We start from the raw sequence: 11,778 nt of genomic DNA on the forward strand, positions 1-11,778 counted from the left end.
CTAACGGACCAGCAGGGCCTTCAGCCGTTCGCCCTGGTGTCGCCATTGCCAGTTATCGACGACCCAGCGGCGCCCGGCGGCGCCCATTTCGGCCGCCCGCTGCGGGTCGGCCAGGATATCGGTTATCGCAGAGGCGATTTCGTCGACGTCGGTGCCGTCGACCACCCGCCCGGTGACCCCGTCCTGCACGGTTTCCGGCGCCCCGCCCGAGTCCCCCGCGACGACGGGCACACCGGTAGAGGACGCCTCGAGGAAGACGATGCCGAGACCCTCGACGTCCAGGCCGCCGCCGCGGGTACGGCACGGCATCGCGAACACGTCGGCCATCGCGTGGTGGGCGGGTAGTTCGGCACCGGGCACCCCGCCAGTGAACTGCACGTGGTCGCTGACACCCGTCTCCCGTGCCAGCCGGCGCAGCGTATCCACATACGGGCCGCCCCCGACGATGACCAGCGCCGCCCCGTCGACGCGGCGACGGATCACGGGAAGGGCTCGGATCAGCATGTCCTGCCCTTTGCGAGGCACCAGCCGCGACAGGCACACGATCACCGGGCGATCACCAAGCCTGTAGCGCGAGCGCATCTCGGCGCGCGCGGCCGGATCCGGGGCGAAGCGGTCGGTGTCCACTCCGGGCGGCACATACTCCAGCGCGGCATGCGGGCCGAACGCCGACGCGAACCGGTTCCGGGTGTACTGACTGACATAGGTCACGGCGTCGGTACCGTCGCCGATGCGGCGCAACGCGTGGCGCGCCAACGGCAACATCGACCAGCCGACCTCGTGGCCGTGCGTGCTGGCGATGACACGACGGGCTCCCGCGCTGCGGGCGCGCGGCGCGAGCAGCGCCAGCGGTGCCGCCGCGCCGAACCAGACGGTTTCGACACCGCGGTCGGCGATCAAGCGCCGCATCCTCCCGTCGACGGAGGGCCCGGGAAGCATCAGCGTCGTCGGGTGACGCACCACCTCATATCCCGTTGCCACGGCCTCTTGGTCGAACTCCTCGCAACCCTTCCACCGCGGTGCATACACCGATAGCGCGTAGCCGCCCGACTGCACCAGCTGACCCACGAGCTCATGAAGGTAGGACTGGATGCCGCCGCGCCGAGGCGGAAAGTCGTTGGTCACCAACAGGATTCGCGACATATCCTGGCCAATCTATCCCGACAGCCAATGCCGCCAGTCGGCCAGCACGTCGCCCAGCGGCGCGCCGAGCGTCTCCGACACGGCCGTTTCGACATCGGGATGTCGGGGGCCGCAGGCCCGTGTGTAGAGGCGCCGCAGGGCGGCCGTCCTGTGCGTGTCGGCGACGAAACGGGTGAACCACCAGGCCTGGTCGTAGGCGAGTGTGCGCGTCGGCCCGGCCGTATCGAGGTCGGCGTCGCTGGGCAAATTCGCCAACGCGGGCGCGCGCACAGGCCCCGGCCGTTCCGCCTGCGGCCGCGCCACGAAGTCGGCGGTGCCCTCGGTCAGCCAGCGCGGCGCGTCGGCCGCGGTCTCCGACCGCGCCGCAAAGTGAAACAGCTCATGGCGCAACACGATTCGCAGCGCCGCATCGCTCATCGCGGCCGCGCCCGGCGCGAACACGATGCGCTGCCCCGTCGTCGCCGCCGCGATGTCGGCGCCCCCGCCCGCCAACGCGCGGAATTGTTCGTCGGATGCGCTGGCCACGACGACGACGTTGCGCTGCCAGTCGGGACCCCAGAACGCCGTCACCGCGCGCGCAGCGTCGTCCATGCCGGCGGCGACCCGGTCCATCAGCGGTTGCGTCGCCGGTCCGCCGAGGCTCATCAACTCCACCGTTCGGCCGTCGGCGAGCGTGACGGTCTTCGACGCCGCGGCCGACGCGGTGGGCGTCGCTGTCAGAGGAGCGGGGGCGACGGCCGGCGCGGCAGGTCGGCCGACAAGCGCGGCCGCCACGATCAGTTCGACGATCAGCAGCAGGCCCAGCAGGGGACGTCTAGTACCGGCGGACGTTATGGATCGGGGCATTGTTCACCGGCGCCACTTGCACCGGCGTGCCGTAGGTGGACGCATGCACCATCATTCCGTCGCCGATGTAGATCGCCGCGTGCGAGGCGTCCGAGTAGTAGGTGACGACGTCACCGGGCTGCATCTCCGACATGTCGACGGGCTGCCCGCCGCGCGCCAGCGCCTGGCTGGAATGCGGCAGCGAAATGCCCGCCTGCTGGAACGCCCACATCACCAGGCCCGAGCAATCGAACTGGTTGGGCCCGGAGCCACCCCACGAATAGGGCGAACCGATCCGGGTCAGCGCGGCCTGCACGGCCATCGTGCCCTCGCCGCCGGGCGCCTCCGCGATGGCCGCGTCGGGCGGTGCGACGTCGCTGGGCGGGATGCCGAGGGGCGGAGCCGCCACGATCGCGGGATCCTCGGGCGCCGGCGGCGCCGCTTCAGGCAGCGGAGGCGGCGGCGGAACGGCCGCCAGCGCTTCCCGCTGGGCGGGCGACAACGTCTCGAACTGCGACTTGACGACCGCGATCTGCACCTGCAGCTGAATTTGCTTGGCTTGCAAGTCAGCGCGCACCGCGGCGGCCTGCTCGGCGGCCGTCTTGGCCTCCGCCGCTGACTTGGCGGACGCTTCCTGTGCCTTGGCGGCCTCGGCGTTGACGGCGCGGTAGCTCTTCATCTGCGCCGACATCTCCGCGGCCATCACGCGCTGAACCGACAGCTGGTCGATCAGCCGCTGCGGTGAGTCGGCGGTCAGCATGGCGTCCATGCCGCTGGTCCTGCCGCCCATGTATTGAGCGGCAGCAAACTTGTCGACGGCGGCCTGGAATGTTGCCAGCTGCGACTTGGCTTGGTTAACGGCGGCTTGGTCGGCGGCGTGCTTGGCCTCGGCGTCCCGCTGCGCAGCCAGCTTGTTGTTGAGGTCCAACTGCGCCGAATGCATTGCCTCAGTGGTGCGCTCGGCTTGACGCGACAGTTCGTTCAGCTTCGCTAGCGCATCATCGGCCGGGTCTGCCTGCACATTGGCGGCAACGACTCCTCCGAACAGCGTCAACCCCGCTATTGCACATATGAGGGGTCGCTTCACTGCGCGCGCTAGCCAATGCGTACGGTCGAGCGTCAAGATTGTGCGTCCTCAAACTGCCGTTGGCGAGTCGCCCCGAACTGTCTTAGGTCTCAGACAGGTTACGAAACGGCATCGGCCTTGTCCAAACGAAGGACGCAAATTTAACAGCCTCTCAGAGTTTTTCGGCGCGCTCCGTTGCCAGGCGTGTCGTCACGCGACAACTCCCGAACCGCCCTGCCGGTGAATGGGCACCAACCGCAGCCGCGGTGCCAGGCCGGCTTCGGCGAGCACCTCGAGCGCCGCCCGCTCGTCCTGCAGCAGGGTGTCCGGGACACCGAGGAGCACACTCACGACGCAGTCCTTACACCCGGGCCCGCGCACGGCGCAGTCGTCGCAATCGATGGTGACCGTTCCGGTATCGCTGGTCTCGTCCATCTGATCGTCCTTCCGATCGGAGTTGGTCGCACCGTATCGGGCACCACCGACAACCCGGCGTGGCAACCTCAACGCTGTCGGTGGCACTGCCTACCTTCAGCGCATGGGTCAGCTCAGCTTCGCCGACGTCGATCCGCTGAGTGACCTCTCCCTGCGTGACACCACCTTCGTCGTCGTCGACCTCGAGACCACGGGCGGTCGGGCGACCGGCGACGGCGACAACGTCGACGCCATCACCGAGATCGGCGCGGTCAAGGTGCGCGGCGGTGTCGTGCTGGGCGAACTGGCCACGCTGGTCGACCCGGGCCGCAGCATTCCGCCGCAGATCGTTGCGCTCACCGGGATCACATCGGCGATGGTGTACAACGCGCCCACGATCGAGTCGGTGCTGCCGGCATTCCTCGAGTTCGCCCGCGGGGCAGTGCTCGTGGCCCACAACGCGGGGTTCGACGTCGGTTTCCTGCGCGCCGCGGCCGAGCGCTGCCAGCTTCCGTGGCCGCGCCCACCCGTGCTGTGCACCGTCCGGTTGGCGCGCCGGGTGCTGACTCGCGACGAAGCGCCCAGCGTGCGGCTGTCGGAGCTGGCCCGGCTGTTCGGCGCCGCCTCCACGCCCACCCACCGCGCACTCGACGACGCCCGCGCCACCGTCGACGTGCTGCACGGGCTCATCGAGCGGGTCGGCAACCAAGGCGTGCACACCTACACCGACCTGCGTTCGTATCTGCCGGACGTGACGCCGGAGCAGCGTCGCAAGCGCACGCTCGCCGCGAGCCTTCCGCACCGGCCCGGGGTGTATCTGTTCCGCGGTCCCGGCGACGTGGGGTCCCCGCGAAGCAGCGGAGTGCTCTATGTCGGCACCGCGGTAGACCTGCGCCGGCGCGCGGGCCAGTACTTCAACGGCTCGGACTCGCGGCCACGCATCAAGGAGATGGTCGCGCTGGCGACGGCGATCGACCATGTCGAGTGCGCCCACGAGCTCGAGGCGGGTGTGCGCGAGCTGCGGCTGCTGGCCGCTCACGCGCCGCCGTACAACCGTCGGTCGAAGTTTCCGCGCCGCTGGTGGTGGATAACGCTCACCGACGAAGCGTTTCCGCGATTCTCCATCGTGAGGAACCCGAAGGGCGACAACGCTATCGGGCCGTTCCGCGTCCGCGGTGACGCGGTCGAGACGGCCGATCTGCTGGCCCGGTTCACCGGCCTGCGCACCTGCACCGGCCGGCTTGCGCGATCGGCTCTGCACGGGCCGGCCTGCCCCGAACGCGAGTTGGCACCCTGCCCCGCGTCCCGCGGTGTCAACGCCGCCGACTACGCGGACGCGCCGCGGCGCGCGGCGGCTTTGATCGAGGGGCGCGACGACCGGGCTCTCACCGAGATACGGGCCCGCATCGAGGAGCTGGCCGGCCACCACCGCTACGAGACGGCCGCGCGGCTGCGCGACCACGCCGCGGCCGCGATCGAGGTGCTGTGGCGCGGTCAGCGGCTGCGGGCGCTGACCGCGGTCACCGAGTTGGTCGCGGCGCGTCCCGACGGAGCCGGCGGCTGGCATCTCGCAGTGATCCGCAACGGACAGTTGGCCGCCGCCGGTGTCGCGGCGCGCGGAGTGCCGCCGATGCCCGTCATCGACGCGATAGGCGCTGGGGCACAGTCGATTCTGGCCGCTCCCGCACCGTTGGGCGGGGCGCTCGTCGAGGAGGTGGCGTTGATCATGCGGTGGCTGGCCAAACCGGGTGTGCGCATCGTGCGGGCCGACCCAGGGTGGGCGTCGCCGGTGGGGTCCGCGGGACGGTGGGCGGCGTGGGCCGAGACCGCGCGATCGGCGCGGCTGGCCGCCGAGCAGACCCTCGACTCGTCACACCTGCTGACCGAACCGCACCCAACGCGCGAGCAGCTGTTCGGCCGCACCGGAGTCGATCGCCTCGACGGCCCGGGTCAGCCCCGACTCCCACGCCGAGAGCCATTCGGCGCCACTGGTTAATCCTGCGTGGGCCACCATCGCGCCTGCGGCGTTGAGGATCACCGCGTCGCGGACGGGCCCCTTGGCGCCGCCCAGCACGGCGCGCGCCTCGGCGGCGTTCCTCTCCGCGTCTCCGCCGACCAGCGCCGCGATGTCGGCTCGCGGAAAGCCAAACCCGGCCGGATCGAACGTCAGCTTCTCGACGGTGCCCGACTGCACGCGCCAGATCGTGCTCGTCGTGGTGGTGGTCAGCTCATCGAGCCCGTCGTCGCCGTGCACCACCAGCACGCTGGAGCGCCGGGTCGCGAATACCCCCGCCATCACCTCGGCCAGGTCGGCCCATGCGCAACCGATCAGCCCGGCGCGCGGCGAACCCGGATTCGTCAGCGGCCCAAGCAGATTGAACACGGTCGGGACGCCGATCTCGCGACGTGCCGCGCCCGCGTGCCGGTAGGACGGGTGGAAATGCGGGGCGAAGCAGAATCCAATGCCCACCTCGGCGACGCTGCGCGCCACCTGCTCGGGCTCGAGATCGATGCGGACCCCGAGCGCCTCGAGGGTGTCGGCGCCGCCGCTGCGCGACGACGCGGCGCGGTTGCCGTGCTTGACCACGCGGACGCCTGCGGCGGCCACCACGATCGACGCCATCGTCGACAGGTTGACGGTGTTCGCACCGTCCCCACCGGTGCCGACCACGTCGACGGTCTCGGTGCCGATCTCGTCGGTGGGCACCCGGCGGGCATACGACAGCATCGTGTTGGCCAGCTCGGTCACCTCGGCCGAGGTCGGCTTCTTCATCTTCATCGACACGCCGAAGGCCGCGATCTGCGCCGGCGTGGCGGCGCCGGTCATGATCTGGTCCATCGCCCAGGCCGCCTCACCCGTTTTCAACGACTGTTGGGTGGTCAGCCTGCCCAGCAGCGACGGCCAGGTCGGCGGGGTGTCGGAAGACGTCACGGCTGAGATTATGACGAATTGCCTGACCCGGGTGGAGTTGAACAACTACAAAGCGTCATACTTGCGGTGTGACGAGCGCAGTAGGGACCTCGGGAACCGCGATCACGTCGCGCGTACATTCGCTGAACCGGCCAAATATGGTCAGTGTCGGCACCATCGTCTGGCTTTCCAGCGAGTTGATGTTCTTTGCTGGGCTGTTCGCGATGTATTTCACCGCGCGCTCTCAGGCCGGCGGGGAATGGCCGCCGCCGCCCACCGAGCTGAACCTGTATCAGGCCGTGCCGGTGACCATGGTGCTGATCGCGTCGTCGTTCACCTGCCAGATGGGCGTGTTCGCCGCCGAGCGCGGCGACGTGTTCGGGCTGCGCCGGTGGTACGTGATCACGTTCCTGATGGGGCTGTTCTTCGTGCTCGGCCAGGGTTACGAGTACATCCACCTCGTCGAGCACGGCACCACGATCTCCAGCAGCGCATACGGGTCGGTGTTCTACCTGCCCACCGGATTCCACGGCCTGCACGTGATCGGCGGCCTGATCGCCTTCGTCTTCCTGCTGGCGCGAACCACGATGAGCAAGTTCACGCCCGCACAGGCGACGGCGGCGATCGTCGTGTCGTACTACTGGCACTTCGTCGACATCGTCTGGATCGCGTTGTTCGCCACCATCTACTTCGTCCGATGATCGGCGCACCGCTACCTCCGGTGGGCCTGCGATGAGAAGGGGTTCGATGACCAGCAAGTCTCGCCGTCGGCTACGTCGGCGACTCTCGGCAGCGGTGCTGCTGCTGATCGGACTTGGGTTAGCGGGCGGCCTGGCGGCCACCTTGACGCCGACGCCTCAGGTGGCCGTCGCCGACGAGTCGGCCTCGGCGTTGCTGCGCACCGGCAAGCAGCTGTTCGACACCTCGTGTGTGACCTGCCACGGCGTCAACCTCCAGGGTGTGCCCGACCGCGGGCCCAGCCTCATCGGCGTCGGAGAGGCCGCCGTGTACTTCCAGGTTTCGACGGGCCGGATGCCCGCCATGCGCGGCGAGGCTCAGGCGGCGTCGAAGCCGCCGGTGTTCGACGAGTCGCAGATCGACGCGCTGGGCGCCTATGTCCAGGCCCATGGCGGCGGTCCCACGGTGCCGCGCACCGACAACGGCCAGGTGGCCTCGGAGTCGCTGCTCGGCGACGACGTCGCCCGCGGCGCCGACCTGTTCCGGCTCAATTGCGCGTCCTGCCACAACTTCACCGGCAAGGGCGGTGCGCTGTCGTCGGGTAAGTACGCCCCGAGCCTCAGCGACGCCGAACCCGCGCAGATCTACACCGCGATGCTGACCGGCCCGCAAAACATGCCGAAGTTCTCCGACCGCCAGCTCTCCCCCGAGGAGAAGCGCGACATCGTGGCCTACGTGCGGATGGCGACCGAAGCGCCGGATCCCGGCGGATACGGCCTCGGCGGTTTCGGACCGAGCTCGGAAGGCATGGCCGCGTGGATCATTGGGATCGTGGCCGTCGTGGCGGCGGCCCTGTGGATCGGAGCACGGTCGTGAGCACCGACGCTGACAACACCCCGAAGGGCACGGACGCTCCCGGCCATGCCGGCGTTCCCGGGCAACCCAGCGACGCCGAACTGGCGTCGATGTCGCGCGAGGAGCTGCTGGAGCTCGGCGGCAAACTCGACGGCGTCGAGATCGTCTACAAGGAGGATCGCTGGCCGGTCAAGGGCACCAAGGCCGAGAAGCGCGCCGAGCGTCTGGTGGCGAATTGGCTTCTGCTGGGCGGGCTTTCGGGCCTGGCGCTGCTGCTGGTCTTCCTGTTCTGGCCGTGGGAGTACAGGGGTGGCGACACCGAGGGCCACTCGTGGTATGACCTGGCCACCCCGCTGTACGGGCTGACGTTCGGGCTGTCGATTCTGGCGATCGGCATCGGCGCGGTGCTCTACCAGAAGAAGTTCATTCCCGAAGAGATCTCCATCCAGGAACGCCACGACGGCCGCTCACCCGAGATCCAGCGCAAGACCGTCGCGGCGAACCTTGCCGACGGGTTGGAGAGCTCGACGATCAAGCGCCGCAAGCTCATCGGGCTGTCTCTGGGTATCGGGCTCGGCGCGTTCGGTGCGGGCACGCTGGTGGCCTTCATCGGCGGCCTGATCAAGAATCCGTGGAAGCCGGTGGTGCCGACCGCCGACGGCAAGAAGGCCGTGCTGTGGACGTCGGGCTGGACGCCGAGGTTCAAGGGGGAAACGATTTTCTTGGCCCGTGCGACCGGCAACGCCGGTACCGGAGCGCCTTTCGTGAAGATGCGCCCGGAGGACCTCGACGCGGGCGGCATGGAGACCGTGTTCCCGTGGCGGGAGTCCGACGGTGACGGCACGACCACCGAGTCGCACCACCGGCTCAACGAGATCCTGATGGGTGTGCGTAACCCGGTGATGCTGATCCGTATCAAGCCGGGCGACATGCACAGGGTCGTTAAGCGCCAGGGTCAGGAGAGCTTCAACTTCGGTGATCTGTTCGCGTTCACCAAGGTGTGTTCGCACTTGGGTTGCCCGGCTTCGCTTTACGAGCAGCAGTCCTACCGCATTCTGTGCCCGTGCCATCAGTCGCAGTTCGACGCGTTGCACTTCGCGAAACCCATATTCGGCCCGGCTGCGCGCGCCCTTGCGCAGCTGCCCATAACCATCGACAAGGACGGGTACCTGGTCGCCAACGGTGACTTCATCGAGCCCGTCGGTCCGGCATTCTGGGAACGGAAGACATCATGAGTCCGAAACTGCCGAAACCGCCCAGCCTCGCAGAGATTGCGGCCTCACAGGGCGACGCGATCGACTCGCGGTATCACCCCTCGGCGGCGGTGCGCCGACAGCTCAACAAGGTGTTCCCCACGCACTGGTCGTTCCTGCTGGGTGAGATCGCGTTGTACAGCTTCATCGTGCTGCTGATCACCGGCGTGTATCTGACGCTGTTCTTCGACCCGTCGATGGTCGAGGTCACATACGACGGCGTGTACCAGCCGTTGCGCGGTGTCGAGATGTCACGGGCCTACGCCTCCACGCTCGACATCAGCTTCGAGGTGCGCGGCGGCCTGTTCGTGCGCCAGATTCACCACTGGGCCGCACTGCTATTCGCGGCGTCGATCATGGTCCACCTCGCCCGCATCTTCTTCACCGGCGCGTTCCGACGTCCGCGTGAGACGAACTGGATCATCGGTTCCCTCCTGCTGATCCTGGCGATGTTCGAGGGGTACTTCGGTTACTCGCTGCCCGACGACCTGCTGTCGGGCATCGGTCTGCGCGCCGCGCTCTCCTCGATCACGCTGGGCATGCCGGTGATCGGCACGTGGCTGCACTGGGCGCTATTCGGTGGCGACTTCCCTTGCGGCGGTGTCGGATACGAGTGTTCGACCGGCGTCATCATTCCGCGCATGTACGCGCTGCACATCCTGTTGATCCCCGGCATCATCCTCGCGCTGATTGGCGCCCACCTCGCGTTGGTGTGGTTCCAGAAGCACACGCAGTTCCCCGGCCCGGGCCGCACCGAGACCAATGTCGTCGGTGTCCGCGTCATGCCGGTGTTCGCGGTGAAGTCGGGCGCGTTCTTCGCGATGGTCACCGGCATTCTCGGCCTCATGGGCGGCCTGCTGCAGATCAACCCGATCTGGCAATTGGGTCCCTACAAGCCGTCTCAGGTGTCGGCGGGTAGCCAGCCCGACTTCTACATGATGTGGACCGAGGGCCTGGCGCGCATCTTCCCGCCGTGGGAGATCTACATCGGCAACTACACGATTCCGTCGCCCGTCTGGGTAGCGCTGGGCATGGGTGTGGTGTTCATCCTGCTGCCGGCCTGGCCGTTCCTGGAGGCCAGGTTCACCGGCGACAAGGCGCACCACAACCTGTTGCAGCGACCCCGTGACGCTCCGGTGCGAACGGCAATCGGGGCCATGGCGATCGCCTTGTACATGGTGCTGACGCTGTGCGCGATGAACGACATCATCGCGCTGAAGTTCCACATCTCGCTGAACGCGACGACGTGGATCGGCCGCATCGGCATGGTGGTGCTGCCCGCGATCGTGTACTACATCGCCTACCGGTGGTGCATCGGGCTGCAGCGCAGCGACCGCGCGGTGCTGGAGCACGGCATCGAGACGGGCATCATCAAGCGGCTACCGCACGGTGCCTACATCGAGCTGCACCAGCCGCTCGGACCGGTCGACGAGCATGGTCATCCGATCCCGCTGGAGTACCAGGGCGCGCCCGTGCCGAAGCGGATGAACAAGCTCGGCTACAGCGGCTCGCCGGGGACCGGCAGCTTCCTGCGGGCCGATCCCGTCGAGCAGCATGACGCTCTCGTTGAGGCGCAGCATGCCGGAGAGCGCAAGGCGCTCACCGCATTACGTGAGCGTCAGGAGCGCAACGGTTCGACCAACGGCGAGCCGAACGGGCACGGCTCGTCCGACGGGCACGGCTCGACGAACGGACACTGACGCCGACTCGACAAGCCCTGATCCGTCAGGGCTTATCAGGGCTTATCCATGAGGTCGCGTAGTTGGCGCAGAAAGAACCACGGAACGGCCGGAAGCGCGAGCGTGACGAGGCCGGCGACGACATAAACGGCCCAGGAAAACGTATCGTGGCCGGCCGCCATCAGATAGGTGGCGATACCGATCGCCAGTAGCCCAACGCCCATCGCGGACGCGATGAGCACGGCGCAGCGCAACCACACCCTGTCCACGGCGGGCGGCAAGGCGGCGTCGTACGTGCTCAGGGACGCATACGCGCTGCGCTGCGTGGCCGTCGCGGCCGGCCGAGCCGTGCGGATGGTCTGGGTGCGCGGGTCGGCCGCTCTGGTAACCGCCTGAGTCCTTCCGGCCGCAGGACGGGCGCCGGCGGCCCCGCCGGAGCGCGGGTCGTCCAGCGCCGCCCGTCGGGCGCGCACCAGCAGCGGAATCGCGGCGACGATGACCAGTGCGGACACGGCGATCACGCCGTACAGCAGCCACGGTGTGCCCGAATCGCTGGAGGATTCTTCGTGGCCGTTGCCCAGGTCGACGAGCGCAACCGTGGCGGCGACCCCTGCGCCCAAGGCGGCCAGCCAGATCACCGCACATGCTCCGAGCAGGATCCGGTCGACGTTCTCGGCGTCGTCGGAGTTCGGGTCGAACCGCGAGCCGGAGTGGGGCCGGATGCCGGTGTTATATGTCATCAGCAGCTTGTCTGTGCGGAGTTGCCGGTATTCGAGGACAATACGGTGCCGTCGCTCGTGGTGATCGAGCAGTTGAGCCTGCTGACGAGAAACAGGCTGGACGCTTGCACTGAGCCGACCTCGGACTGCGAGATCGGCGTCACGGTCAGCGACCACGGGATGTACACGTTGCGCTGGGTGCGGCTGCGGCCCGAGGCGTCGATGTAGGTGACGG

The 11,778-nt window shown here is 68.4% G+C and carries 10 protein-coding genes and 2 pseudogenes; 5 read left to right on the forward strand and 7 right to left on the reverse strand.

From position 1 onward, the window contains the following. The 4 genes from A5651_RS18050 to A5651_RS18065 all read right to left on the reverse strand — a co-directional run bounded on the left by A5651_RS18050 (position 1) and on the right by A5651_RS18065 (position 3,469). The gene (locus A5651_RS18050) at positions 1–1,143 is read right to left on the reverse strand and encodes a glycosyltransferase family 4 protein (RefSeq protein WP_066983790.1); all 1,143 of its coding nucleotides are present in this window, start codon (positions 1,141–1,143) and stop codon (positions 1–3) included. Positions 1,144–1,155: 12 nt separating this feature from the next. Beyond that, positions 1,156–1,989 (reverse strand): DUF4157 domain-containing protein, encoded by an 834-nt coding sequence (locus A5651_RS18055; RefSeq protein WP_066983793.1) that lies wholly within the window; start codon positions 1,987–1,989, stop codon positions 1,156–1,158. Continuing rightward, the gene (gene ripC / locus A5651_RS18060) at positions 1,958–3,091 is read right to left on the reverse strand and encodes a peptidoglycan hydrolase RipC (RefSeq protein ID WP_066983795.1); all 1,134 of its coding nucleotides are present in this window, start codon (positions 3,089–3,091) and stop codon (positions 1,958–1,960) included. The genes A5651_RS18055 and ripC overlap by 32 nt, the downstream gene beginning before the upstream one ends. A gap of 153 nt (positions 3,092–3,244) precedes the next feature. Next, entirely contained in the window at positions 3,245–3,469 is a 225-nt protein-coding gene (locus A5651_RS18065; protein WP_066983861.1) for a hypothetical protein, read from the reverse strand. 103 nt (positions 3,470–3,572) lie between these two features. On the opposite strand from A5651_RS18065, the pseudogene A5651_RS18070 reads away from it, so the two are divergent. After that, a pseudogene (locus tag A5651_RS18070) lies at positions 3,573–5,381 on the forward strand (DEDD exonuclease domain-containing protein); the annotation flags it as partial. Here the strand turns inward: A5651_RS18070 and trpD are convergent. Continuing rightward, a complete protein-coding gene (trpD, locus tag A5651_RS25005) occupies positions 5,319–6,380 on the reverse strand; it encodes an anthranilate phosphoribosyltransferase (protein WP_231988732.1) in 1,062 nt (353 codons plus the stop codon). The pseudogene A5651_RS18070 and the gene trpD overlap by 63 nt on opposite strands. Positions 6,381–6,448: 68 nt before the next feature. Between trpD and A5651_RS18075 the strand changes: the two genes are divergently transcribed. The 4 genes from A5651_RS18075 to A5651_RS18090 are packed head-to-tail and all read left to right on the forward strand — an operon-like array spanning position 6,449 to position 10,845. Then, positions 6,449–7,060, forward strand: coding sequence for a heme-copper oxidase subunit III (locus A5651_RS18075; RefSeq protein ID WP_066983801.1), 612 nt, complete (start codon positions 6,449–6,451; stop codon positions 7,058–7,060). A 31-nt stretch (positions 7,061–7,091) separates the two neighbouring features. Beyond that, positions 7,092–7,913: a c-type cytochrome gene (locus tag A5651_RS18080; protein WP_197496666.1), complete on the forward strand. Its 822-nt coding sequence runs from the start codon at positions 7,092–7,094 to the stop codon at positions 7,911–7,913. Beyond that, on the forward strand, positions 7,910–9,127 hold the full coding sequence (locus A5651_RS18085) for a ubiquinol-cytochrome c reductase iron-sulfur subunit (RefSeq protein ID WP_255361830.1): 1,218 nt from the start codon (positions 7,910–7,912) through the stop codon (positions 9,125–9,127). Before A5651_RS18080 ends, A5651_RS18085 begins: the two co-directional genes overlap by 4 nt. After that, complete coding sequence (locus A5651_RS18090; protein WP_066983809.1) at positions 9,124–10,845, forward strand: cytochrome bc complex cytochrome b subunit; 1,722 nt, start codon at positions 9,124–9,126, stop codon at positions 10,843–10,845. The genes A5651_RS18085 and A5651_RS18090 overlap by 4 nt, the downstream gene beginning before the upstream one ends. 35 nt (positions 10,846–10,880) lie before the next feature. Here the strand turns inward: A5651_RS18090 and A5651_RS18095 are convergent, their stop codons facing one another. Both A5651_RS18095 and A5651_RS18100 read right to left on the reverse strand, forming a co-directional pair. Next, positions 10,881–11,564: a DUF2561 family protein gene (locus A5651_RS18095; protein ID WP_066983811.1), complete on the reverse strand. Its 684-nt coding sequence runs from the start codon at positions 11,562–11,564 to the stop codon at positions 10,881–10,883. Further along, positions 11,564–11,778: pseudogene (locus A5651_RS18100) on the reverse strand (hypothetical protein); the annotation flags it as partial. The pseudogene A5651_RS18100 and the gene A5651_RS18095, both read right to left, overlap by 1 nt.

Source organism: Mycobacterium sp. 1274761.0 (genome assembly GCF_001668615.1).
Taxonomy (GTDB): domain Bacteria; phylum Actinomycetota; class Actinomycetes; order Mycobacteriales; family Mycobacteriaceae; genus Mycobacterium.

Bases quoted from the DNA above. Each gene is read 5' to 3' on its own strand.
- A5651_RS18065 (WP_066983861.1), bottom strand. From the start codon at position 3,469: ATGGACGAGACCAGCGATACCGGAACGGTCACCATCGATTGCGACGAC.
- A5651_RS18095 (WP_066983811.1), bottom strand. From the start codon at position 11,564: ATGACATATAACACCGGCATCCGGCCCCACTCCGGCTCGCGGTTCGAC.
- A5651_RS18055 (WP_066983793.1), bottom strand. From the start codon at position 1,989: ATGCCCCGATCCATAACGTCCGCCGGTACTAGACGTCCCCTGCTGGGC.
- A5651_RS18090 (WP_066983809.1), top strand. From the start codon at position 9,124: ATGAGTCCGAAACTGCCGAAACCGCCCAGCCTCGCAGAGATTGCGGCC.
- A5651_RS18080 (WP_197496666.1), top strand. From the start codon at position 7,092: ATGAGAAGGGGTTCGATGACCAGCAAGTCTCGCCGTCGGCTACGTCGG.
- A5651_RS18050 (WP_066983790.1), bottom strand. From the start codon at position 1,143: ATGTCGCGAATCCTGTTGGTGACCAACGACTTTCCGCCTCGGCGCGGC.